This is a genomic window from Embleya sp. NPDC050493, from assembly GCF_044458105.1.
In the GTDB taxonomy this organism is placed as follows: Bacteria; Actinomycetota; Actinomycetes; order Streptomycetales; family Streptomycetaceae; genus Embleya.
Genome location: NZ_JBITHP010000006.1, coordinates 274,097 through 297,511 on the forward strand (window position 1 = coordinate 274,097; position 23,415 = coordinate 297,511).

General features: G+C 71.3%; 18 protein-coding genes and 2 pseudogenes. 13 read left to right on the forward strand and 7 right to left on the reverse strand.

Annotated elements, in window-relative coordinates; genetic code table 11:
- The first annotated feature begins 38 nt into the window (after positions 1-38).
- The 3 genes from ACIBM5_RS15350 (at position 39) to ACIBM5_RS15360 (ending at position 4,553) form a co-directional block, all read left to right on the forward strand.
- Positions 39-2,186, forward strand: coding sequence for an endonuclease/exonuclease/phosphatase family protein (locus tag ACIBM5_RS15350; protein WP_396007289.1), 2,148 nt, complete (start codon positions 39-41; stop codon positions 2,184-2,186).
- 115 nt (positions 2,187-2,301) lie between these two features.
- Complete coding sequence (locus tag ACIBM5_RS15355) at positions 2,302-3,798, forward strand: MFS transporter (RefSeq protein WP_396007290.1); 1,497 nt, start codon at positions 2,302-2,304, stop codon at positions 3,796-3,798.
- Positions 3,799-3,836: 38 nt separating this feature from the next.
- The gene (locus ACIBM5_RS15360; RefSeq protein ID WP_396007291.1) at positions 3,837-4,553 is read left to right on the forward strand and encodes an SMI1/KNR4 family protein; all 717 of its coding nucleotides are present in this window, start codon (positions 3,837-3,839) and stop codon (positions 4,551-4,553) included.
- 146 nt (positions 4,554-4,699) lie between these two features.
- Here ACIBM5_RS15360 and ACIBM5_RS15365 read toward each other — a convergent pair whose 3' ends face one another.
- Positions 4,700-6,562, reverse strand: coding sequence for a hypothetical protein (locus ACIBM5_RS15365; RefSeq protein ID WP_396007292.1), 1,863 nt, complete (start codon positions 6,560-6,562; stop codon positions 4,700-4,702).
- 487 nt (positions 6,563-7,049) lie between these two features.
- On the opposite strand from ACIBM5_RS15365, the gene ACIBM5_RS15370 reads away from it, so the two are divergent.
- The 3 genes and pseudogenes from ACIBM5_RS15370 (at position 7,050) to ACIBM5_RS15380 (ending at position 11,166) form a co-directional block, all read left to right on the forward strand.
- Positions 7,050-7,997 carry a LysR substrate-binding domain-containing protein gene (locus ACIBM5_RS15370; RefSeq protein ID WP_396007293.1) on the forward strand — a complete coding sequence of 316 codons (948 nt, stop codon included), beginning with the start codon at positions 7,050-7,052 and terminating at the stop codon, positions 7,995-7,997.
- Between the two features lie 392 nt (positions 7,998-8,389).
- A complete protein-coding gene (locus ACIBM5_RS15375) occupies positions 8,390-9,472 on the forward strand; it encodes a fatty acid desaturase family protein (protein ID WP_396007294.1) in 1,083 nt (360 codons plus the stop codon).
- 198 nt (positions 9,473-9,670) lie between these two features.
- Positions 9,671-11,166: pseudogene (locus tag ACIBM5_RS15380) on the forward strand (MFS transporter).
- Here the strand turns inward: ACIBM5_RS15380 and ACIBM5_RS15385 are convergent.
- Positions 11,138-12,691: an ABC transporter substrate-binding protein gene (locus tag ACIBM5_RS15385; RefSeq protein WP_396007295.1), complete on the reverse strand. Its 1,554-nt coding sequence runs from the start codon at positions 12,689-12,691 to the stop codon at positions 11,138-11,140. The pseudogene ACIBM5_RS15380 and the gene ACIBM5_RS15385 overlap by 29 nt on opposite strands.
- A 281-nt stretch (positions 12,692-12,972) precedes the next feature.
- On the opposite strand from ACIBM5_RS15385, the gene ACIBM5_RS15390 reads away from it, so the two are divergent.
- A complete protein-coding gene (locus tag ACIBM5_RS15390) occupies positions 12,973-14,106 on the forward strand; it encodes a chemotaxis protein (protein WP_396007296.1) in 1,134 nt (377 codons plus the stop codon).
- 190 nt (positions 14,107-14,296) lie between these two features.
- Here ACIBM5_RS15390 and ACIBM5_RS15395 read toward each other — a convergent pair whose 3' ends face one another.
- Positions 14,297-14,938, reverse strand: a complete 642-nt coding sequence (locus tag ACIBM5_RS15395; RefSeq protein ID WP_396007297.1) for a hypothetical protein — start codon at positions 14,936-14,938, stop codon at positions 14,297-14,299.
- Between the two features lie 117 nt (positions 14,939-15,055).
- Here ACIBM5_RS15395 and ACIBM5_RS15400 point away from each other — a divergent pair, with 117 nt between their 5' ends.
- Complete coding sequence (locus ACIBM5_RS15400; RefSeq protein ID WP_020551221.1) at positions 15,056-15,241, forward strand: DUF5703 family protein; 186 nt, start codon at positions 15,056-15,058, stop codon at positions 15,239-15,241.
- A gap of 84 nt (positions 15,242-15,325) precedes the next feature.
- On the opposite strand, the gene ACIBM5_RS15405 is transcribed toward ACIBM5_RS15400, so the two are convergent.
- The 3 genes from ACIBM5_RS15405 to ACIBM5_RS15415 all read right to left on the reverse strand — a co-directional run bounded on the left by ACIBM5_RS15405 (position 15,326) and on the right by ACIBM5_RS15415 (position 18,056).
- Entirely contained in the window at positions 15,326-15,943 is a 618-nt protein-coding gene (locus ACIBM5_RS15405; RefSeq protein WP_396007298.1) for a chaplin, read from the reverse strand.
- Positions 15,944-16,283: 340 nt separating this feature from the next.
- On the reverse strand, positions 16,284-16,523 hold the full coding sequence (locus tag ACIBM5_RS15410; protein ID WP_391587144.1) for a chaplin: 240 nt from the start codon (positions 16,521-16,523) through the stop codon (positions 16,284-16,286).
- Positions 16,524-16,727: 204 nt separating this feature from the next.
- Positions 16,728-18,056: a M20/M25/M40 family metallo-hydrolase gene (locus tag ACIBM5_RS15415; protein ID WP_396007299.1), complete on the reverse strand. Its 1,329-nt coding sequence runs from the start codon at positions 18,054-18,056 to the stop codon at positions 16,728-16,730.
- Positions 18,057-18,467: 411 nt separating this feature from the next.
- On the opposite strand from ACIBM5_RS15415, the gene ACIBM5_RS15420 reads away from it, so the two are divergent.
- The 5 genes and pseudogenes from ACIBM5_RS15420 (at position 18,468) to ACIBM5_RS15440 (ending at position 22,225) form a co-directional block, all read left to right on the forward strand.
- Positions 18,468-19,346: a TIGR04222 domain-containing membrane protein gene (locus ACIBM5_RS15420; protein WP_396007300.1), complete on the forward strand. Its 879-nt coding sequence runs from the start codon at positions 18,468-18,470 to the stop codon at positions 19,344-19,346.
- A 397-nt stretch (positions 19,347-19,743) separates the two neighbouring features.
- Entirely contained in the window at positions 19,744-19,977 is a 234-nt protein-coding gene (locus ACIBM5_RS15425; RefSeq protein WP_396007301.1) for a hypothetical protein, read from the forward strand.
- A 25-nt stretch (positions 19,978-20,002) separates the two neighbouring features.
- Positions 20,003-20,323, forward strand: a pseudogene (locus ACIBM5_RS15430) (DUF1365 family protein); the annotation flags it as partial.
- 124 nt (positions 20,324-20,447) lie between these two features.
- Positions 20,448-21,704: a class I SAM-dependent methyltransferase gene (locus tag ACIBM5_RS15435; protein ID WP_396007302.1), complete on the forward strand. Its 1,257-nt coding sequence runs from the start codon at positions 20,448-20,450 to the stop codon at positions 21,702-21,704.
- A 122-nt stretch (positions 21,705-21,826) separates the two neighbouring features.
- Entirely contained in the window at positions 21,827-22,225 is a 399-nt protein-coding gene (locus tag ACIBM5_RS15440; protein ID WP_396007303.1) for a hypothetical protein, read from the forward strand.
- Here the strand turns inward: ACIBM5_RS15440 and mshC are convergent.
- A complete protein-coding gene (gene mshC, locus ACIBM5_RS15445) occupies positions 22,187-23,413 on the reverse strand; it encodes a cysteine--1-D-myo-inosityl 2-amino-2-deoxy-alpha-D-glucopyranoside ligase (protein WP_391587148.1) in 1,227 nt (408 codons plus the stop codon). The two genes, ACIBM5_RS15440 and mshC, sit on opposite strands and share 39 nt — an antisense overlap.
- Between the last annotated feature and the right edge of the window lie 2 nt (positions 23,414-23,415).

Genomic DNA, 23,415 nt, shown 5'->3' on the forward strand with positions numbered 1-23,415 from the left:
GCTCTATGCTGACCCCGCCATCGAGACGGGAGTTGCACGTGCCGGTGATCGTGATCGCTCTGGGGATCGTCTTTCTGGTCGACATCCTGCGGGTGTGGTTGCCCTCGCTGATCACCGTGTTCGGGGATGCCGGGGCCACGCCCGCCGCACAGCTGGGCCTGTTCGCGATCGCCTGGTTCGTGGCCGCGTTCGCGGTGGTACCGCTGTGCCGTCGGGTCGGTGGGCGGCCGGTCGCGGTCGTGGCCGGTGTGGCGATGGTGATGGTGCGGTTGTGGTTGCAGTTCACCGACGGTGGTGACGCGCAGCTCTACCTCGCCTGTGCGGCGCTGGTCGCCGCGTTGTGCTGGCTGGTGGCGGTGGCATACACCGGCTGGGACGCGGGTGTCGGGGTCGTGGCCGGCCTGGCGGCGGCGGTGGCGCTGCACGCGGGGCTCGGCACGTTGGACCCGATGTGGCTGGAGGTCTGGCGCGGCTGGGCCGTACTGGGCACGCTCGCCGTGGTGTTCGTGGCCGCGCAGGTGTGGATTTCGGCACCGGCGGTGCCCGCACCGCAGCCGGTCCTGTGGGCCGTGCTCGGGCCGGTGTTGTTCCTCACCGGCGTGTTGTTCGGCAACGTCGGCGTCGCGCACGCCGCGGCCGGCGAACCGCGTTGGGGCGTACCGCTGTTGGTCGGCGCATGGGCGCTCGCGGTGCCGGTGTCGCGGCTGCGCGGCGTGTGGGTGTTGCCGCTCGGCCTGGTGTCGCTGGTGGCCGGTGTGATCGGCGCGGGCTACCTGGAGACGAGCGCACACGAGGGCATCGTCGGCCTGGCGCCGAGCGGCGCGGCCGGCTGGCAGGCGCTCGGCGTGCTCGGGGTGGGCCTGGTCCTGGGCGACGCCGCCGGGCGGGTGCGGCCCGCCGTGCGCCGGGCGCCGGCCTGGAGCATGGTCGGCTTCTTCGCGCTGACCTTCCTGCACTACGCCCGCTACGACATCGGGATCGACGTGTTGGCCCGCGGCCGGGTACTGCTCCTGGGCGTGCTCGCGCTCGCGGTGCCGGCCGGTCTCGCGGCGGTGCGGGATCTGCGCGCGCCCGCTCCGGCCGAAGCCGAGGCCGCGCCGGTACCCGCTCACGCACCCGCGCGGACCCGAGGCCGGACCGTCGCACACAGCGGTGGGCACGGTGGGCTTCGGTCCGACGTCCCGCTCGGCGGCCGTACTCGCGCCGGCCGGGATGCGCACCGACCGGGCCGGCGGGCCGGCACGCGCCCCGGGGCCAAGCCCGCACCCGGTCGCGCGGGCAGCCGGCCCGGTGCGCCCGCCACGCCCACGGCCGGCGGAGCCGGTGCCCGCAAGGCGGATCGGCTCCGGGACGCCCCGCCGCCTCCGTCCCTGGCCGAACGCATCCATGCGCCGCTCGCCCTGGCGACCGTGTTTCCGATACTGCTCGCGCTCGCCGCGTTCGGACTGCGTCCGGCCGCCGGATCGGCGCCGGTGCCGGACGCGGCGGCCGGCACACTGCGAGTGGTCACCTACAACATCCGGATGGGCTTCGGCGTGGACGGTCGGTTCGATCCGGACCGCACGGCGGACACGATCCGGGCGCTGAAGCCGGACGTGCTGCTGCTCAACGAGGTGGACCGGGCCTGGTTCCTCAACGGCGGCCACGATGTGCTGACGCTGCTCGCCCGCCGGCTCGACCTGCCGTACCGGTTCGCACCGGCGGCCGATCCGCAGTGGGGCGACGCGGTGCTCACCCGCAAGCCGATCCGGCACCTGGAGTCGATCAAGCTGCCGGCGGGTGGTGCGCCGACCGGCGCGCAGGCCCTGGGCGTGGTGGTCGAGGCGGCGCCCGGCAAGTCGGTCGCCGTGGTGTCCACCCACCTTCAGGACGCGGACGACGAGGTGCCTCGGGTACAGGCCGAGCGGGCCGCGGAATTCGCCGTGCGGATGGGCACCTCGGCGCCGGTGGTGGTGCTCGGGGACATGAACGCGACGATCGACAGCCCGCAACTGAAGGCGTTCACCGGCCGGGGACTCGTGGACGGCCTGGCCCGGGCCCGACCGGTCCGGACCTACCCCGCGGACAAGCCGAAGAAGGAGATCGACCAGGTCCTGGTGGACTCCAGGTTGCGGGTCGCCGCCGTCGACTCCCCACCGTCGAAGGCATCCGACCACCTCCCCGTCGCCGTGACGCTCGTGTACTGACGAAGCCGCCCGCCCGGCGTCGAGGGCACCGGCCGAAGGCCGCATTCGCCCGCACGGCTGCGAGGTCACCCGCCCGGCGGCCTTGCCGGTCCCGAATGTGGGCACCGTCCTTCGGATGGCCACCACATGGGTGGCTCCGGAGGAGGGGTGCGCGACGGTGACCGAGCGCGACGAGCCCGACCCGCGTCGCTGGAAGGCGCTCGCGGTCTGTCTGATCGCGGGATTCATCACCCTGCTGGACGTGTCGATCGTCAACGTCGCGCTACCGTCCATCCGCGAGGGTCTCGGCGCGAGCGAGAGCGACATCCAGTGGGTGCTGTCCGGCTACGCGCTCACCTTCGGACTCGTCCTGGTACCGGCCGGCCGGATCGGCGACGCGCGCGGTCGCCGGATGATGTTCATGACCGGTCTGGCCCTGTTCACCGGCGCCAGCGCGCTGTGCGGCGCGGCGCAGACGTCCCTGTGGCTGGTGCTGGCCCGATTGCTCCAAGGCATCGCCGGCGGCATCCTCACCCCGCAGGTGTCCGCGCTGATCCAGCAGATGTTCTCCGGCCGCGAACGCGGCCGCGCGTTCGGCATGTTCGGCACGGTGATCGGCATTTCCACGGCCGTCGGCCCATTGCTCGGCGGCCTGATCATCAAGGTGTTCGGCGCCGACGAGGGCTGGCGCTGGGTCTTCTACGTCAACCTCCCGATCGGCATCGTCGCCCTCGTGCTGGCCCGGCGGTTGTTGCCCGGCCCCGACCACGAGAACCGGGCCTGCCTGCGCGATCTGGATCCGATCGGCGTGCTCCTGCTCGGCTCCGGCGTGTTGTTGCTGCTGCTGCCGCTGGTCGAGGCGCGGCAGTGGGAGGGCCCCGCCAAGTGGTTGCTGGTGCCGATCGCGGCGGCGTTCTTCGGCGCCTTCGTGTGGTGGGAGATCCGCCAGGGCCGGCGCGGTCGCATGCCCGTGGTCGACCTGGCGCTGTTCAAGGTCCGCTCGTACACGCTGGGCCTGTTGGTGATGTTGTTCTACTTCGCCGGCTTCACCTCGATCTTCTTCGTCTTCACCCTCTACCTCCAGTCCGGCCTGGGCTACAGCGCGCTGCTCGCGGGCCTGGCCATCACCCCGTTCGCGCTCGGCTCGGCGGTGGGCGCCTCGATCGGCGGGCGCCTGGTGAACCGGTTCGGCCACGCGCTGGTGACCGGCGGGCTGCTGATGGTCGTGGTCGGTCTGGTCGGCGCGATCGTGGCGGTGGACGAGGTGCCCGGGCACCGGGTCGGCTGGGCGATGGTGGCGCCGCTGGTGTGTGCGGGGCTGGGCAGCGGCCTGGTGATCTCGCCGAACCAGACGCTGACCCTGGCCGAGGTGCCGCCCGTGCAGGGCGGCGCCGCGGGCGGGGTGTTGCAGACCGGGCAGCGGATCGGCTCGGCGATGGGGATCGCCGCCGTCGGGTCGGTCTTCTTCTCCCGGCTGGCCGCCGACCAGGGCCGGGACTGGGCCGGGCCGCTGCGCCACGGGTTGATGGTCTCGGTGGGCTTCGTGCTCGCCGCGTTCGTGGTCGCCTTCCTGGACCTGCGCAAGGGGCGCACCTCGATGCCTCCCGGGCACGCCGGCCCGAGGGCGCGCTGACCCCGGGGACGGTCCGCGCGACCCGGTAGCGTCCGGGCATGACTTTCGACATCCACGCGGCACTGCCCGCCGCGCTCGCGGATCGGGCCGGGGCCTGGCAGTTCATCCGCGCCTTCGCCGCCGACCGGACCGAGGCGATCGGTGCCGCGGACGGATACGACCGGGCGGAACTGGACGCGAGCGCCGCACGGCTGGGCGTGGCGGTGCCGACCGCGCTTCGGGAGCTGTACGAACTCCTGGGTCGGCGCCACGACCTGACAAGCAATCACGACGTACTGCTCGCGCCGGACAAGCTCTACGTCGAGGACGGGGTGCTGGTCTTTCGCGAGGAGAACCAGGGCGTCGCCTGGTGGGGGGTGCGGCCGGACGGCGACGATCCTGCGGTGCTGGCGCGCTACAGCCTGGCCGAGCCGGCCGAGGAGACCTGGTCGGCCTGGCTGCCGCGGTTGTCGGTCGCGGCGGTCGAGATCGTGCTGTCCGAGGTCCTGCTGTTCGACGACGAACTCGTCGAGGCGATCGAGCTCGCTCCCGAGGAGATCGAGCGGCTGCCGGAGGAGATGCGCGAACTGCCCTTCCCCGGGTACCCCGAGTGCGAGGAGCCCGGGAACCGGGTGCGCTGGTTCGCGAGCGCCGAGCTGCTGGCCCGCTACGACGGCGGGATGATCGTGTTCCGAGCACGCACGGAAGACGACATGGAGTACTTCTTCGACGTGGTCTGCGGCGAGGACGACGGCGAGGGGGAGCCGGCCGCCTGACCGGGCGTCCCGAAGGCCCCGGACCCCGAAGACTTCAAGGCACCCGGCCCCGACGCTTCGGACGCCTACGACGGACCGAGGCCCGCCGCCCCGCACTGGGGACGCCGGGCCTCGGTCGCGCTGTCCGCTCCGGATCGGGATCCGGATCAGAATTGGCTGTTGCGGAACGGCTCCTTCGGCTTGCCCAGGTTCGGCTTGCCGAGTACGTCCTTGGCCGACAGCGCGTAGATGCCGTGGTTGGTCAGCACCCACACCACGTTGCGGTCCCACTCGACGTAGACGCCGTGCGTCTGGTTGCCCATCGCCCACTCCGGGAAGGTGCCGTCCTCGGTCGGCCAGTCCCTGGTCTTGGTACCGAACGCCTTGGGCACGAAGTACGCCTCGATCTCCGGCCGGGCGGGGTTCTTGACGTCGAAGACCTGGGCGCCGGCGTTGTAGAAGCCGTACACGAGCGTGCCGTCGTCGTGCCGGCCCGGGTTGGTGTAGTAGCCGGTGCGCTTGGGTCCGAAGCTGCCCCGGCGCTGGCAGTAGTCGGTGATCCCGGCCGACCGCGGCGGGGTGGGTCGGGGCAGTTGGCCGACGATCCGGGGGTTGGCCACGTCCCGCGCGTCGATCTGGTAGATCGGCTTGTACGGCTCGTAGCAGTCCTCGGTCAGCGGGTAGCCGGAGAGATAGATCATCCCGGTCTTCTCGTACTGCGACACGTCGATGTTGTCGCCCTCGGTGCCCGCCACCGACGGCGGCAGGTCCACGTGGCCCACCTGGCGCATGTGTGCCGGGTCCGAGATGTCCAGGACGGTCATGCCCAGACCGCCCTGCACCGCGAAGCCGTAACGGCCGCCCTGCTCGACCGGCTTGGGCACGAACAGCGACATCCGCGCGCCCAGCCAGCTGGTCCGGTTGCCGCAGCGCGGGTTCTTCGCGTAGGCGTCCTCCTCGCCGGTGACCTGGCCGGGCAGGTGCCAGGTGTCCAGGAGCTTCGGTGCGGCCGGGTCGGACATGTCGTAGGACTGGTAGCCGGCCGAGTGCAGGTTGGTCGGGTACTCGGTGTTGGCGAAGGTGTCGTTCGGCGCGACGGCGATGAACATGTACTTGCCGCCGTCCCAGTGCGGCACGTCCAGCGAACCGGAGCCCTGCTGGGCCTTGGTCGGGTCGCTGTTCAGCGGGTTCGGCTGGGTGGAGTCGGTGCTGACGGTCGAGATCAGCCGCCAATCGGCCTTCCTGGGCCCGTCCAGGCGATAGACCTTGAAGCCCTTGAGCCCGGGCTTGGTGCGCAGCTTCGCCACGCCCTCCGGGTTGCCGTACTTGTCGTGGCCCGGCTCGTCGGTCAGTTCGCTGATCTGCCGCTTGTCCTCGAAGGACTGCACCATCACGTAGGCGTTCAGCCGCTTGTTCCACTGGATCGTGGACGCGCCCCAGTAATCGCCCGCGGCCCAGGTGCCGTTGGCCTTGAGCTCGTCGCCGCCCACGTCCTCGCGGGACATCCGCTCCACCACCGTGACGTGCTTGACGTCGGTGATGTCGTAGACGCGACCCTCGGAGCGGTCGTACTGGAACATGTACCGGCGTCCGCCGAAGTCGACGATGTTCTGCCACGTGTGGAAGAAGTCCGGGGTGAAGTCGTAGCCCTCGTAGGCGGCTTCGACGTTCATGTTCTTCACGTACTGCCTGCCGTCGTAGTCGGCACGGCGGCCCGCGAAGGGGTGCGGGTTCTCCTCGTCGAGCGGGGTGGACGCGGGAGCCAGGAACGAGCCGTCGAGCTGCATGCCGTAGGCGTTCGGGTCGGCCGGCTGCGGCCGGCGCTCCTGGCAGACGAAGGGGATGTTCGGGTCCGGCGCGGCACCGGCGGCATTCGTGGTGTGCGGCGCGGAGGCGGCGGCGGTGCGGCCGGGGTCGCCCAGGTAGGTGCTGCCGGTGACGGCCACCAGGGCGGCCAGCGCGACCGCGCCCGACCTGCCGTATCTCCGGGATCTGCGGGATCTGCTGCCGAGGGCAGGCGTACGGCGCATCTGACGAACCTTCCGACACGGGACGATGACGGGGGAGTGCGCTTGCGTGGGGCGGTGTCGGGCCGAGGGTGCCGAGGCGGGTTCGGCCCGCCGCCGATCCGGCGGGCTGCGTGGCGAGCGCGCCGTGATGGCCGGCCGAACCGCCCTCGTCACCTCTTCGCAGGCGAAGTGCACCTCCTGCGAAGGAACCCGACCCGGCGACCCCGGATGTTCCGGTGTCGTCGGGCGTTGGTCGAGGACCGCGGTGTCGACGGACCGACCCGCTCCGCCGGGGCGGAACGGGTCGGCGTCGTGGCCGAACAACGACGGCGCGCCGGATTCGATCCGGCCATCCGTACCCGGTGGATGGCTCGTCAAGAAGCTGTCGCCACGTGCATGATGGCTGCGCCGGCGCATGTCCATCCAATGCCGATCCGGCGCCACTGCATCACCAAACAGGTATGCGTGCCCGGGCGGTACGCAGCACCGAACCGGTACGGGAGCCTGCGTGGACCTGCTCGACGGACGCCTGAAGTTCCGGCATCTGACCCTGATCACGGCGATCGCCGAGCACGGGGGAGTCAGCCGCGCGGCCGAGGCCCTGCACCTGACCCAGCCCGCCGCGACCCGCACCCTGCGCGAGTTGGAGACGATGGTCGGCGTCCCGCTGTTCGAGCGGGGTCCGCACGGGATGAGTCCCACGCTCTACGGAGACGCCCTGGTCGCCCACGCGCGGGTGATCCTGGCCGAGGTGCGCCGGGCGGGCGACCACATCGCGAGCCTGCGCGAGGGGCAGACCGGTACGGTCACGGTCGGCACGCTGCTCGCGGGCACCAGCGTGCTGCTGCCGCGCGCGGTGTCCGCGCTCAAGCGGGACCGGCCCGGGATCACCGTGATCGTCCGCGAGGCCACCTACGACGTGCTGTATCCGCAACTGCTCGCCGGCGAGATCGATGTCGTGGTCGGCCGGCTCGGCCGGGCCGAGGACGCCGGGCGGGTACGGCAGACCGCGCTGTATCGCGAGCCGATCCGGCTGGTGGTGCGGCGCGGCCACCCGCTCCTGGAGACCGCGCGCGTGCTCGCCGACACGATCGCCCACCCGTGGATCCTGCCGCTCGAACAGACCGCGCTGCGCAGCGAGTTGGCCCAGTTGTTCACGCGCAGCGGGCTGCCCCTGCCGGCCGACCGGGTCGAGTGCACCTCGATCCTGACCGTGCGAGCGCTGCTGTTGGCCACCGACATGATCGCCGCGCTGCCCGAGCTCGTGGTCACCGGCGACGAGCGGCTCGCGGTGCTGCCGGTGCCGCTGGAGTCGGTGCGCCGCACGGTGGGCACCACGCTGATGGCGGACCGCACGCCGACGCCGGCGGTGAGTGCGTTCCTGGCCTGCATCGGTGATCAGGCGGCGGCGCTGCGGACCGCGCTCGGCGAGGAGGCGGCGCTCGATGCGGACTGAGCGCCGCGGGTGCGCCACCGCATGCCCGGCTCCGGCGGTTCGCCCGGGGGTACCACGCCGGCCCCACGCCGGCCCGCGGCACCGCGCGCACCGCGATGCGTGGGTACGGGTCGGTCGATTCCGGGATATTCACTGGCGGAACGGGTAGCCGGCACCCCGATCAAGATGCGACAGTTCGAATAACGCGGCGACGGTGCCCAGACCCCGTGCCGGCCCTTACCGGATCGCGCCGCGTGTGTCCATGGTGCTCGACCCCCTCGCGGGGGGCGCAGCCTCCCCCCGTAATCGGGGGGCTTGTCGGATCGTCCCTCGGACGGGCGGTCAATAGCGTCGAGATGGCGCCAAGCCACCGCGCTCGAAGACCACCCTTCCCCCAGATACAGGGACGCCCCATGACCTTGACCGCACCCGTGCTGGACAATCCGGAGATATCGCCGCCTCCGCGTCGGGGCAGCGACTTCGCGCCGCTGCTCGCCGACCTCAAGGCGGCCGGACTGCTGGAGCGGCGCACCGCCTGGTACGCCCGGATGATCGGGCTGAACCTGCTCTTCCTGCTCGGTTCCTGGGCCGCGGTCGTGTGGGTGGGCGACTCGTGGTGGCAGCTCGCCATGGCCGTTCCGGTCGCGCTGTTCACCACCCGCGCCTCCTTCGTCGGCCACGACGCCGGCCACCAGCAGATCGGTCGCTCGGCCCGTACCCACCGGGTGCTCGCGCTGCTGCACGGCAACCTGCTGATGGGCATGAGCTGCGGGTGGTGGAACGCCAAGCACAACAAGCACCACGCCAACCCGAACCACCTGGAGAAGGACCCCGACGTCTCGGTCGGCGTGCTGGTCTGGGATGCCGACCAGACCGCCGGGCGAACCGGCCTGATGGGCTGGCTGACCCGGCACCAGGCCCGGCTGTTCTTCCCGCTGCTGCTGCTCGAAGGGCTCAACCTCAAGGTCACCGGCCTGATGGCGCTCAAGGAGCGGACCCCGCGCGAGCGCCTCGTGGAGGGCTCGGTACTGGCCGTGCACTACGCCGTGTACCTCTCGGTGCTGCTGATCGCGATGTCCCCGGTCAAGGCGCTGGTCTTCGTCCTGGTCACGCACGCGCTGCTCGGCCTGCACCTGGGCATGGCGTTCGCGCCCAACCACAAGGGCATGCCCACGCCCGAGCCGGGCGTGAAGTGGGACCACCTGCGGCGTCAGGTGCTGACCTCGCGCAACGTCCAGGGCGGTCCGGTCACCGACTGGATGCTCGGCGGACTGAACTACCAGATCGAACACCACCTGGTGCCGAACATGCCGCGGGTGAACCTGCGGCGGGCGCAGCCGATCGTGCGTGCGCACTGCGACCGGCTCGGCGTGCCCTACCTGGAGACGAGCCTGGTGCAGTCCTACCGGCAGGCACTGGGCCACATGCACGACGTGGGCGCCTCCCTGCGCGCCGAGCGGACCGGACGCGGCGAGCCGACCGGGCAGGCGAGCTGACCACCGCGTCGGCACCGTGGCGGACGGTGGAACGGCGGATGGTGGAGCGGCGGACGGCAGAGCGCGGGCACCCGAGCACGCCCGCCCGAGCACGGACGGCAAAGCGGCGGACAAAGGTGCACGCAAACGATTGATGTGTTCTACATCTATCTCTAGGGTGGGGCCGACCATTTCCGTCCCCACCCAGGAGCGCGTCCCGTGGCCGGCCCCGCCTCAACCCCGCAGGACCCGCGACAACGTTTCCTGGTACCGGTCCTGGGCTCGTGCGGCATCGTCGCCGCGCTCATGCAGACCGTCGTGGTACCGCTGCTCCCGGACCTGCCCGCGCTGACCGGAAGCTCCGCCTCGACGGTGAGTTGGACGGTCACCGCGACCCTGCTCAGCGGCTCGGTGTGCACACCGCTGCTCGGCCGGGCGGGCGACATGTTCGGCAAGAAGCGCATGCTGGTCCTGGCGATGAGCGTGCTCTCGATCGGCTCGGTGATGTGCGCGCTGACCTCGGACATCGGCATCCTGATCGTCGGCCGCGCCCTCCAGGGCACGGCCACCGCCGTGGTCCCGCTGGGGATCAGCATCCTGCGCGACGAATTGCCGCCGGCCAAGGTCGGCGGCGGCGTCGCGATGATGAGTCGACGCTGGGCATCGGCGCGGCCGTCGGACTGCCGTTGGCGGGTCTGGTCGTGGACCACGCCGACTGGCACGCGATGTTCTGGGGAGCCACCGCGCTCGCCCTGCTGGTCCTGGGGCTGGTCCTGCTGGTCGTCCGCGAATCGCCGGTGCGCAGCCCCGGCCGGTTCGACGTGGTCGGCTCGCTCGGCCTCGCCGCGTTTTTGGTCTGCCTGTTGCTCGCGGTGTCCAAGGGCACGGCCTGGGGCTGGACGAGCACCCGGACACTGGGTCTGCTGGGTGCCGCCGCCCTGATCGTGCTCGCGTGGGGGATGCACCAGTGGCGGGTGAGCACCCCGCTGGTGGACCTGCGGGTGACCGCGCGACCGGCGGTGCTGCTGCCCAACATCGCCGCGCTGTTCATCGGCTTCTCGTTCTACGCGAACAGCCTCTCCACCGCTCAATTGGTGCAGACGCCGAAGGAGAGCGGCTACGGACTGGGCGTCTCGGTCGCCATCGGCGGGCTGTGTCTGCTGCCCGGCGGGGTGATGATGGTCGTGCTCTCACCGATCTCCACCCGGCTGACCGCCTCCCGCGGACCCCGGTTCTGCCTCGGCATCGGCGCGATCCTGCTCGGCCTGGGCTACGTGGTGCGGATCTTCACCAGCCACGAGTTGTGGACCATCATCATGGGCGCGACGGTCGTCGCCTCCGGCACCGCGATGTGCTACTCGGCGCTGCCGATGCTGGTCATCCGGGCGATCCCCGCCGCCCAGACCGCCGCCGCCAACGGCATCAACGCGCTGATGCGCACGATCGGCCAGGCCGTGTGCAGCGCGGTGGTGGCGGCGGTGCTCACGTCGTACACGATGTCCGTGGGCGGCCGCGTGCTGCCCACGCTGCACGCCTACATGGTCGTCTTCGTGATCGCCGGCGTCGTGGCCGGCTGCGCACTCGTCGCGTGCCTGTGCATCCCCGAACCCGCCGGCCCGACGGCCGTGGCGGTCCCGCTCGAATCGGCGAGCCCCGCCCGGGCCGTCGAGCCCCGATCCATCGCGGCTACGCCGGACCCAACCGGTCGAACATGATCAGCCCGTCCTCGAACACGGTCAGGTCGGCCACCTTCGCGTCCTTCGCCCGGATCGCCGCGGTGAATGCCTGCTCGTAGGCGAACATCGGGACGTCCTTGGCCAGTTCGCGCTGTACCACGGCGTAGGCGGCCCGCCGGGTCGCGGCGTCGGTGGTGGCCCGGGCCTGGTCCAGCGCCTGGTCCACCGCCGGGTTCTTCCACTGCATGTGGTTGTCCTGGCCCTTGGAGTGCAGGAAGTTGTACAACACCGGCTCCGGGTCGTCGAAGGACAACACGAACTCGCCCGCGTCGAACTGCCGCTGGATCTGCACCTTCTGGAGGTATTGGGTGCCCTCCAGGAACTCGGTCTTCATGGTGATGTTCTTCATGTCGGCCACCTGCGCGAGCCAGTACTCGGCGGTCAGATGCGAGCCCGGGCTGTTGTAGGTGCTGTACGTGAAGGCCAGCGGCTTGCCCTCGGCGGCGAGCGCGTCCAGCAGTTGCTGGGCCTGGACCCGGTTGTTCGACGGCAGCGTCGCCTCCGGCGCGGCGAAGTCCGATCCCGGGCGCAGGAAGGTGCTCAGCGGTTTGCCGGTGCCGTCGGTGACCACCTTCGCGCGCGCCGCCGGATCCATGATCAGCGCGAACGCGCGCCGCGCACGCGGGTCGTCGAACGGCGGCCGGCTGGTGTTGAACAGCGTCATGAACCCGCCGCTCTTGCCCTCGGTGAGCACCGGCAGACCGGCCTTCTGCGCATCGCCGAGCAGCTTGGCCTGGGCCGTGGTCAGCACCTGGGCCTGGTTGGCGGCCAGCATGGTCAGTCGCTGCGACTGGTCGACCACCGGCTTGAGGGTCAACTCCTTCAGCGGCGGCCGCCCGCCCACCTGCCAGTACTTCGGATTGCGCTCCAGAACCATCTGCTGGTCGCGCACCCAGCTCTTGAGCCGGTAGGGCCCGGCGCCCACCGGCTTGGCGCCGAATCCCTTGGGATCGGCCCGAATCGCGGTCGGCGAGCCGATGAACGCGAGGTTGTGCGCGATCACCTTGTCGAAGTGGGCGTTCGGCGCCGGCAGTGTGACCTTGACGGTCCGGCTGTCGGTGACGGATATGCCGAGCCCGGTGACCACGCGGGCCTGCAGCGACTTGTTCGCCGGATCGGCGTGCCGCTCCCAGTTGAACTTGACCGCCTCGGCATCCAGCGCGGTGCCGTCGGAGAACTTCAGGTCGGGCCGCAGCCGCAACGTCCAGACCCGACCGCCCTCCGCCGCGGTCGCGCTCTCGGCGAGTTGGGGTTGCGCGCGACCCGTCTTCGGGTCGATCCACAGCAGTACGTCGAACACGGCCGCGGCCTGGGTGCCGCCGGTGATCTGGGACAGACTCGCCACGATCGGGTCCAGGCTGCGCGCTTCCTGGGTGACCAGGACGGTCATCGCGCCGCGCGCCGAGCCGCCGGCGCCGTCGTCGGAGCCGCACGCGGCGGTGGTCAGGATCAGTCCGGTCAACGCGGCGAACAGGGCCGCCTGCCGGGTGGGCACGGATCGCACGGTGATCTCTCCTCGCACGGGCCCACCGGGTCGGGCAGACCCTGGGTCTTCGTGGATGCTGCGTGTCAAGGATCAGCGAGGATCAACCTAGGTCTCTCCTGACTCACCGTCAACAACTGTTCCATGCAGAGTGATCGGCGTGCGAGGGCGGCCGGGCGCAACCGAGGGCGCGGCGCCGGTTGCGGGCCGGTCGGGTGATTCATGCGATTTCCCTGTCGAATCGGGCATAGGACGCTGTGTTTGTCGATGCCATGAGGCCGGAACGCACGCCAGGAGACCGCATGACGACCGCCGCACTGTCGCCGGAACTGCTCGCCGAGCTGCGCCGCCCGCGCGCGTACCCTGCGGTGTCCCTGACGCTGCCCACGCACCGGCACCGCCCGGAGAACCAGCAGGACCACATCCGACTGCGGAACGTGCTGGCCGAGGCGGAGAAACGGCTCGCGGCGGATCCGGAGGTGGGCCGGGAGGCCCGGATCAAGACCGTCGACCGGCTCAAGGCCGCGGCGGCGGAGCTGGATCCCGAGCACTTCCTGGACGGCCTGGTGCTCTACGCCTCGGCCGACGAACACTACGCGTTCACCGTGCAGGCACCCGTAGGTGAGCGGGTGGTGCTCGCGACCACCTACCTCACCCGCAACCTGGTGGCCGCGGCCGAACGGCTCACCCCCTACTGGGCGCTGGTGCTCAGCGAGCACGAGGTGCACCTGTGGCACGGCCGCGGCGACGAGGTGCACGAGGTCCGCGACGGCGGCTTCCCGATCACCTCGGCCGGTCCGGAGCGGGACGGACCGCCCACGCGCGAGGGCGGCGGCCTGGGCGTGAGCGAGGACTTCCGCCGATTGCTGAACGAGGCCGACGAACAATTGGCGCGCGCGCTCGCCGGACGCGAGGACAAGGTCGTGTTGGTCGGTCTGCGACCGCAGGTCAAGGCGTTCCGGGAGAGCACCCGCAACGGCGCGCACCTGGCCGAGACCGAGTTGGAGGTCGGCGGCGTCAGCGAGGCGACGCCCGGACAGTTCGCCGAGATCCTCGCACCGGCGCGGACCGCGCTGGCCGCGGAGGCGACCGCCGCCGCACTGCGGGCGCTGGACGACGCGCGCAGCGGCAAGCGGTACGCCGAGGGCATCCAGGAGGTGTGGGCGCCCGCCCGGGCCAGCCGCGGCGCGCTGCTCGTGGTCGAGGAGGGACTGCGGGTGACCGGTCGACTGGTGACGGTCGATCGCACCGGGGAGGTCGTGCTCCAGGTGCTCACCGGCCCGCACGCCGAGGACGCGGTACTGGCCGGCCGAGCCGAGGACGACATCGTGGACACCGTGGTCGAGGCGACCCTGGAGGCGGACGGCAAGGTCGTCTTCGTGCCCGACGACACGCTCGCGGACGCCGGCGGCATCGCGCTGGCGCTGCGCTACTAGCCGGCGCTGCGCTACCAGGAGCGTGTCCGGCGGACTGCGGTGGGGGCGTACGGGGCGTACGGGGCGGCCGATCGTGGGTCGTCGCACCCGCCCGGCAAACGACGAGTGCGGCGGTGGCCCTTCGCGGGTCGCCGCCGCACTCGGTCGTCGAGGGATGTGCGGGGAGCGGGTCGACGGCTCGGTCGACCGGTCAGTGCAGGTCGCGCTCCAGCGCCTCGAGGTCGTCCTCGTACGCCGTACTGGTCTCGAACCGGTAGATGATGCTGCGCGGATCCGCGTCGTCGAACGGGGCGTCCAGCCATTCGCCCGGCTCGGTCGGCTCGATCGCCGATACCCACAGGGTGGAATCGCCCGGTTCCAGGCCGAGTTCGTCGGCGCGCTGGGCGATCTCGTCCGGGTCGTACACGTCGAAGAGCACCGCGACCGCGCTCGACGCGCTGTCGGTGCCGGCGTCGCGCGGGGACGGCGACGGTTCCGTGTCGCCCGCCTCCGCGTCGGCCCGGCGGGCGTGGTCGACGAGCGTGATCAGGTCCTTGATCGCGTAGTCCCGGCGGATCAGCACGGTGACCGCCTCCGGGTTGGTGGGGCCCTCGTACTCGGTTTCCTCGCTGCTGCTCGGCACCTCGAAGGGGGTGACCTCGTCGTAGGCGTCGTACAACAACTCGTCGTACGCCTCCGCGGCGGCCGCGAGCGCGTCGTACGCGGCGAACACGGCCGGGTCGCTCTCGCCCTGGCGGGCTTCGACGGCGGCCAAATGGTCGTCGATCGCCGATTTGAGAACGTCCGCGGCGGCACGGACCTGCTCTGGCGTGGGCTGCGCAACACCGGTCATGGGGTGACGTTATCCGCAAGACCCCCACGCGCGCACAATGGTTCACTGATGGCGGAGTCGGAGAGTTACCAAAAGGCCGGTCACCGTGCCTCGGCACGGCTGCCGGGGAACGGAAACATGGCGGAATACGAGTTTCGGCAACTGGACATCCCGCGCGGCACCTCCCGGACCGACGCGTGTCGCATCCTGACCGAGCAGGCCGAGTACGGCTACTGGGAGCTGGACCGATTGCTCCTGCGCGGCGACGGCAGCCGACGAGTGGTGCTGCGGCGCCGGATCATCCGACAGGTGCGGACCATGTGACGGGCCGTCACACCACGAGGACTGCCCGCCCCTGTCCTCCCAGGGGCGAGCAGTCCTCGCGTTCATCCGTCGTACGGGTCGTGCTCAGTCCTGCGCGGGGCGGGAACGGCGGTACAGCACGAAGCCGCCGAGCAGCAGCGCGGCGCCGATCGGGGCCACCGTGAGCGCGTTCGAACCGGTCTCGGCAAGCGAGCCGGCGTGGCTCGTGGACCCACCGGTGTCGCCCCCGGTCGCACCACCCGAGCTGCCACCGGTGCTGCCGCCGGTCGTCCCACCCGTGACGCCGCCCGTCGTGCCACCGTTGCTGCCACCGGTGGTCGGCGGCTTGGTGGTCGGCGGCTTCGTGGTGGGGGGCTTGGTGGTCGGGGGGTGCGTGGTCGGCGGCTTCGTGCACGGCGGGCACGAAGTCGGCGGCTTGGTGTGCGGCGGCTCGGTGTGCGGAGGGCGCGTGGGGTTGGACGCGTTCACGCAGTGGTTGCCGAACGCCGGGTTCAGGGCGCCGATCACGTTCACCGTGTTCCCGCACACGTTCACCGGAACGTGGATCGGGACCTGGATGTTGTTGCCCGAGAGCACACCGGGCGAGCCGACGGCCGCGCCATCGGCCGCACTGCCGGCGTTGGCCACGCCTACCGCCGCGGACGCGAGTGCGCCCGTGGTGGTGATGACGACCAACAGCCCCTTCTTTGCGAACTGATGCATGTAAGTACCCCTGTGTCTCTCTCGCGAGGGGCGGGGGACGATGACCCCGCACGGACGTCAACGAGAGCCGACACAGGAGGTCACCGAAGCGGGGTGGATTCGCTCGTACGGCTGAGTTTCGGGATTCCTTGCAACCAGGATCTGATCGCTTTTGGACGCTTTTCATCCCAGTCGCATGCTTGGCTGACCGATGGCGATCAACGCCCATGCGGGCCGGTCGGGGCGTCGGCGAGCCGGTCCCGCGTGTCCTCGGGGGCCCGGGATCACCGCACAGCGGGACGGCCCCGAGACCGTGTGGGTCTCGGGGCCGTCCGCACACCAACGAGCGTGTGGGCCTGGATCAGGCGTTGATGCAGGTGTTGCCGAACGTGGGGTTCAGCACACCGATGATGTCGATGGTGTTGCCGCACAGGTTGATCGGCACGTGGATCGGGACCTGGATGTTGTTGCCCGAGAGCACACCGGGGGAGCCGACGGCCGCACCCTGCGCCTCGGAGTCGGCCATGGCGCCACTGGCGCCGGCGAGCACAAGACCACCGCCGGCCGCGACGATGAACGCGACCTTGCCCATCTTCTTCATGATTCTTTCGTCCTCCTTGTCGACACCACGACGCGCTTGCGCGCCGCACAAGGGGAAACGACGGGACCGGACGGAGGCTACGCGTCGGCCGAGGTATTCACTCGTTCGGGCCCGGCCCCGGAAACGCCGGGCCACGGGACCGAGCCGGCGCGCGGACGCAGTGCCGGGAGCACTCCCGGCGCCCCGTCCGCACGCCGTGCACTCTCACGCGTTGTCGAGGAAGTGGTCCAGCACCCGCACGCCGAACTTGAGGCCGTCCACCGGGACCCGCTCGTCGACGCCGTGGAACATGCCCGCGAAGTCGAGGTCGGCCGGCAGCTTCAGCGGCGCGAAGCCGAAGCAGCGAATGCCCAGATCGGCGAAGGACTTCGCGTCCGTGCCACCGGACAGGCAGTACGGCACCGCCCGCGCGGCCGGGTCGTGCGCCCGCAGCGCCGCCGACATGGCCTCGACGAGCGCACCGTCGAAGCCGGTCTCCAGGGCCTGGTCGGTGTGCACCGTCTCGCGCCGCACCCGCGGACCCAGGACCGCGTCCAGTTCGGCGTGGAACTCGTCCTCGAAGCCCGGCAGGAACCGGCCGTCCAGGTGCGCGGTGGCCTGGCCGGGGATCACGTTGACCTTGTATCCGGCATTGAGCATGGTCGGCTGCGCGGTGTTGCGGATGGTCGCGCCGATGATGCTCGCGATCGGGCCGAGCCGCTCGATCGTGGACTCGATGTCGTCCGGGTCGAGTTCGATGCCCAGCGCGTCCGAGACCTCGTCCAGGAATGCCCGCACCGTCTTGGTGACCCGGATCGGGAACTTGTGCCGACCCACCCGGGCGACCGCCTCGGCCAGTTCGGTGATCGCGTTGTCCTTGGCGATCATCGACCCGTGGCCGGCGGTGCCGTCCACGATCAGCCGCATCCAGTCCATGCCCTTCTGCGCGGTCTCGACCAGGTACAGCCGCAGATCGTCGTTGACCGTGAAGGAGAAACCGCCGACCTCGCCGATGCCCTCGGTGACCCCTTCGAACAAGTCGGCGTGGTTGTTCACCAGATGCCGTGCCCCGAAGAGGCCGCCGGCCTCCTCGTCGGCCACGAAGGCGAGCACGATGTCCCGCGAGGGCAGTCGGCCGGTGCGCACCCGGTCGCGCAGCACCGCGAGCACCATCGCGTCCATGTCCTTCATGTCGACCGCGCCGCGACCCCACACGCAGTCGTCCGCGACCTCGCCCGCGAACGGGTCGTAGGTCCAGTCCGCGGCGTGGGCGGGCACCACGTCCAGGTGGCCGTGGATCAGCAGCCCCGGCCGGGACCGGTCGGTGCCCTCGATCCGGACCACGGTGCTGGCCCGGCCGCGCTCGGACTCGTAGATCTGCGGTGCGAGCCCGACCTCGGCCAGCTTCTCGGCGACGTACTCCGCGGCGGCGCGTTCTCCCGGACCCGAGCCGTCACCGTAGTTGCTCGTGTCGATCCGAATCAGATCGCGGCACAGGTCGACGACCTCGTCTTCCGCGGTGGTGGTGGGCTGGGGACGGACAGCCTCCGTCATGACGGGCTCCTCGGGAAAGGCGGAACGGCACGTGTGTACGGGTGTACCCCCCATCCTGCACCCGCGGGCGGAGTCGGTATGTCCCGGGCGGTGTTCTGACGTCCAGTCAGTCGAGGCGGGACGGCCACGGGCCGGGGCGGGCAGGCGGCGAGGGCCTCGCCGACGGCTCCGGCGAAGCCTCGGCGGCGGCCTCGGTGAAGGCATCGACGGCTGCCTCGGAGGTTGCGTCGGTGACGCCTCGGCGACGGCGTCGGCGAGGCTTCCGCACGAACGTAGGGAGATGCCTCTGACCGGGTGCGACGGGCCGCTGCTACCTTCCGGATCAGGCGGAACAAGCCGTACACGGAACAAGCCGTACAAGTCGAACAAGACGTGGAAAGCCGCGAGTCGGGCCATCGGGAGGGACGTCGCATGAACGGCACAGCGTGGGGCCTGACCGGTCCCGAATTCCTCAAGCTCTACGGCGGCCTGCTCGCCGGCCTGATCGTCCTGGCGATCGTGTTCCGGATCGTGATGGCCTGGGCGATCCGGGGCCAGGCGAACCGGGCGCCGCTCGGCGCGTACGACGCCGCCTACCTGGCAGGCGGACCCGTCCGGGTCGCCGAGACCGCGGTGGCCTCGCTGATCACCGAGGGATACGTACACGTCCAGCGCGCCGGGCAGGTCACCGCCGCCACCGGGTCACGGCCGACCGAGCCGGTCGCGGCGGCCGTGATGGACTGCGTGCGCACCACCCGGGGCACCCGGCTCGCACTGTTGCGGGCCTGGAGCCGCAGCAGCATGCTCGCCGAGATCGAGGACAGCCTGGTCGAACGCGGCCTCGTGCACTCCCGGTTGGCCCGACGGATCGGCAAGGTGCCACCGCGGCTGATGCTCGTGCTCGGCCTGGTGGGCATCGCCCGTTTCGTCAACGGCCTGGCACACAGCAGGCCGATCGGATTCCTGGTCCCGCTGATCGTGCTCACGTTCGTCATCGCGGGCATCCTCAGCACGCCGTTCCGGGCCACCCGCGCGGGGCGCAGGGCACTGCGCGACCTGACCACGCAGCTGCGTGCGGACCGCCGCTCCGGCGTCCTGGTCGGCGCCGGTGCGCTGGCGGGCCTGTTCACGGTGGCCTGCCTGGGCCTGGCCGCGCACCCCGACCCGGACGCCAGGACGGCACTGGTGGCCTACGGCGGCAGCAGCGGTGGCGGCGGCGGAGACGGCGGCGGCGGAAGCAGCTGTGGCGGGGGAAGCAGCTGCGGTGGCGGCGGCGGTTGTGGCGGTGGTGGCGGCGGCTGCGGCGGCTGAACCGGGGGATCCGTACCCATCCGTGCGCCGTACGGCTCCGAATCCTGTCCATGAGGACGCGGAAGCGGCACGGCGCACGCGATGGGTCGGGCCACGACGAACACGATCGGCCCGGCGGTATCGGGGACGGCGGCGGAGCCGACCCGACCGCCGGGCTCCGTGTGCTCCCGCCCGCGGCGCGCGATGCGCCCGGGCGCTACGCGTTGGTCGGGTCGGGTATCGCCGGCCCGACCGCCGCCTACGTCCTGCGCGGTGTTGCACACCGACGAGCGGGCGTTCCGAACGAGCGCGGGCGTCCCGGAACTGCCGGCTCCCGGCCCCGCGGACCAGCGCGACCGAGGGTCGGGTCGGCTACGACATGAACCGGCTTCAGGGGCCGGCGACGGCGACCCGGTACGTGGTCACGCTCGACGACGCGGCGGCGATCGCAGCGCAGCGGGTGCTTGCGACGATGAATGACGAGCATCCCGTGTTCACCCTAGAAGCCGTTGCCGCGCAGCGCAGGTTGCCCGAACTCGACCGGAACCGGCTTGCGTTCGCGGGGGCCCGCCACGGGTGGGGCTGCCACGAGGACGGTTGCCGCGCAGGTGCCGCCGCGGCGCACGCGCTCGGCGGGCGGTGGTCACCGTGACCGGCGACGCAAATCCCAGGCGCGGATGTTCGGTTACGTGTTCAACCCGCTGTCGCTCCACGGGTGCCGCGACCGCGCCGGCGCACCCGCGTGTGTGGTGGCCGAGGCGCACGACACCCATGGCGGCCGGCACGCGGATGTACCGCGCACCGACGGTCGGGGAAGAGCCACGATCGAAAAGGGGTTCTACGTTTCGCCGTTCCTCCCCGTATCGGGCAGCCGTCGACCGAGTCTGCCCGAGTCGGACGGGGACTCGGCGACGACGGTCACGTTGCACCATCCGGGTGCGCGGCCGTTTGTGGCTCGGGTGCGAGGGGAGCGGGCCCATACGCGGTGCGCTCCCTGGCCGGACCCGACCCTGCGCCACCCGGTGGCGTCGCGTCTCGACATGGCGCGGATCCGCTGGGCGTGGCGTCGGTTCGGGGCTGTGCGGCACCCGTGGAGCGGCACAGGACTGGAGGGAGTCTGCGTTGAGTGTGATCGAGGTTGCCCCGACTCGGATCGACCCGGTGCGCTGGCCGGACGTGGCCGAGGTGCCCAGGCGGCCGGTGCGTGCGGCGGCCGCCCGGTTCCTGTTCGAGCGGGCGGTGGCGCGGTTGCCGCTACGCGTGTGGATCGACGGTGCGGTGTTCGGGAGCGGCGGCGCGGCGGCGCCCCGGATGCGGATCGTCCGGCCGGAGGCGTTCTTCAACCGGGTCGGCGCGGGCGGGCTGATCGGTTTCGGTGAGGCGTATCAGGCGGGCGACTGGGAGGCCGACGACCTGACCGCCGTGCTGACGGTGTTCGCGTCCCGGGTGAGCACGCTGATTCCGCCCGCACTACAGCGACTTCGCCCCGTGGTGGTGCCCCGGATGCCGCGTTCGCAGCGCAATACCGTGGCGGGTGCCAAGCGCAACATCCATCGGCACTACGACCTGTCGAACGAACTGTTCGCGACGTTCCTGGACGAGTCGATGGCCTATTCGTCGGCGGTGTTCGAGCAGGGTGCGGACGGCGGCCCCCGAGCCGTGGAGGACGCGCTGACCGAGGCGCAACACCGCAAGATCGACCGCCTGCTCGACCTCGCGGACGTCGGTCCGGGCACGCGCGTGCTGGAAATCGGCACCGGGTGGGGCGAGTTGGCCCTGCGCGCGGCCGAACGGGGTGCCCACGTGCACACCATCACCATCTCGGCCGAGCAGCGCGACCTGGCCGTCGAGCGGATCGCCAGGGCCGGTCTCGCCGACCGGGTCGAGGTCGAACTGTGCGACTACCGCCGGGTGCGCGGCACCTACGACGCGATCGTCAGCGTGGAGATGATCGAGGCGGTGGGCGAGGAGTACTGGCCGATCTACTTCGGCGTGCTGGACCGACGGCTCGCGCCGGGCGGACGGGTCGCGCTCCAGTCGATCACCATGCCGCACGACCGCATGGTGGCCAGTCGGGCCACGTACACCTGGATCCACAAGTACATCTTCCCGGGCGGCCTGATCCCCTCCGACGACGCGGTGCGCAAGGCGACCGCCGCAACCCGGCTGCGGGTTGCCGACAGCAGGTCGTACGGCCTGCACTATGCCGAGACGCTCCGGTTGTGGCGCGAGCGGTTCAACCGACGCGCGGACGAGGTGGAGGAGTTGGGCTTCGACCACGTGTTCCGGCGCATGTGGAACCTGTATCTGTCCTGGTCCGAGGCGGGTTTCCGGTCCGGCTACCTGGACGTGCGGCAATATCTGCTGATGGAGGCATGACCGGAGGCGGGGGCCGCCCGGCCGCCGGGGCGGCGCGCGGTGCGGGACTCCCTCACCGGCTCCTCGGAAGTTGAGGGCTTCCCCTGAAGTGCCGGGAGTGGCACACGTGATCTGCTGGGGTCGTGGACGAGGAGCCGCTCCGGTCGGCCGTCGCGGGGGTGTGGCCGGGTGGAGCGGTGATTCGACGTCCGCAGTGGCGAAGGAGTCGGTACGAGCGGCTCCTCGCGAAGAAAGGCCCCGACCGGGACATCCCGGTCGGGGCCTTCGTTCGCGACGAGTGGCCACGGCCTTCCAGGGGTCGGCCGCCGGTGTTCGCGCCGCGGGCGCGGCTCCGGAGCACGCTCGTCTCGGTGCATGACGCGGTGCTTGTCTCGACGTTCGTCTCGGCGTTCGTCCCGGCGCTTGTCTCTCGGGTGGTCGGCCCGGTCCTCGGGACTCGCCGCTCGGTCGCGCTGTTCCGCCGCGGGTGGTCGACCCTCGGGTCAGAGGGCCACGCCGAGGATCGCGTCCAGGGCGCGTGAGGCCACGCCCGGGGCGGACATGTCGTCGCCGCCTTCGGCGAGTTGCCGGGCCGCCCACGCGTCCATCGCGGCCAGTGCACCGGGCGCGTCCAGGTCGTCGGACATGCGTTCGCGGATCGTGGCGAGCAGTTCGGTGGTGTCCGGTCCGTCCGGGCGGCCGACCGCCGCGCGCCAGGTCGCGAGCCGGGTCTGGGCGTCCGCGAGGACATCGTCGGTCCATTCCCAGTCGCTGCGGTAGTGGTGGGCCAGCAGCACCAGGCGAATCGCCATCGGGTCCACGCCTTCGCGGCGCAGCTTGGACACGAACACCAGGTTGCCGCGCGACTTGGACATCTTCTCGCCGTCCAGCGCGACCATGCCGGCGTGCACGTAGACCTTCGCGTACGGCACCTCGCCGGTGACCACATGCGCGTGCGACGCACCCATCTCGTGGTGCGGGAAGACCAGGTCGCTGCCGCCGCCCTGCACGTCGAAGCCCATGCCCAGGTACTTGAGCGCGATCGCCACACACTCGATGTGCCAGCCGGGTCGGCCCGCGCCGAAGGACGCGTCCCAGGACGGCTCGCCGGGCCGCGCCGCGCGCCACAGCAGCGGGTCGAGCGGATCCTTCTTGCCCGCCCGCTCCGGGTCGCCGCCGCGCTCGCCGAAGATCTCCAGCATCCGGGCGGCGGTGTAGCCGGACACGCCGCCGAAGCTCTCGTCCGACGCGATCGAGAAGTAGATGTCGCCGTCCACCGAGTAGGCCGCGTCCTTCGCGAGCAGGTCCTCGATCAGCGGCACGATCAGCGGGATCGCCTCGACCACGCCGATGTAGTTCGCCGGCGGGAGCACCCGCAGCGAGGCCATGTCCTCGCGGAACAGCGCGGTCTCGCGCTGCGCCAGCTCGACCCAGTCCACTCCGTCCCGTTCGGCCCGTTCCAGGAGCGGGTCGTCGACGTCGGTGACGTTCTGCACGTAGTCCACGTCGTGACCGGCGTCCCGCCAGACCCGCTGAAGCAGGTCGAACGCGACATAGGTGGCGGCATGCCCCATGTGGGTCGCGTCGTACGGCGTGATGCCGCACACGTACAGCCGCGCGACCGGTCCCGGGGTGATCGTCACGAGATCGCGCACGGAGCTGTCGTGCACGCGCAGGGACGCACCCTGACCAGGGAGAACGGGGAGCTCGGGTGCAGGCCAGGCATACATAC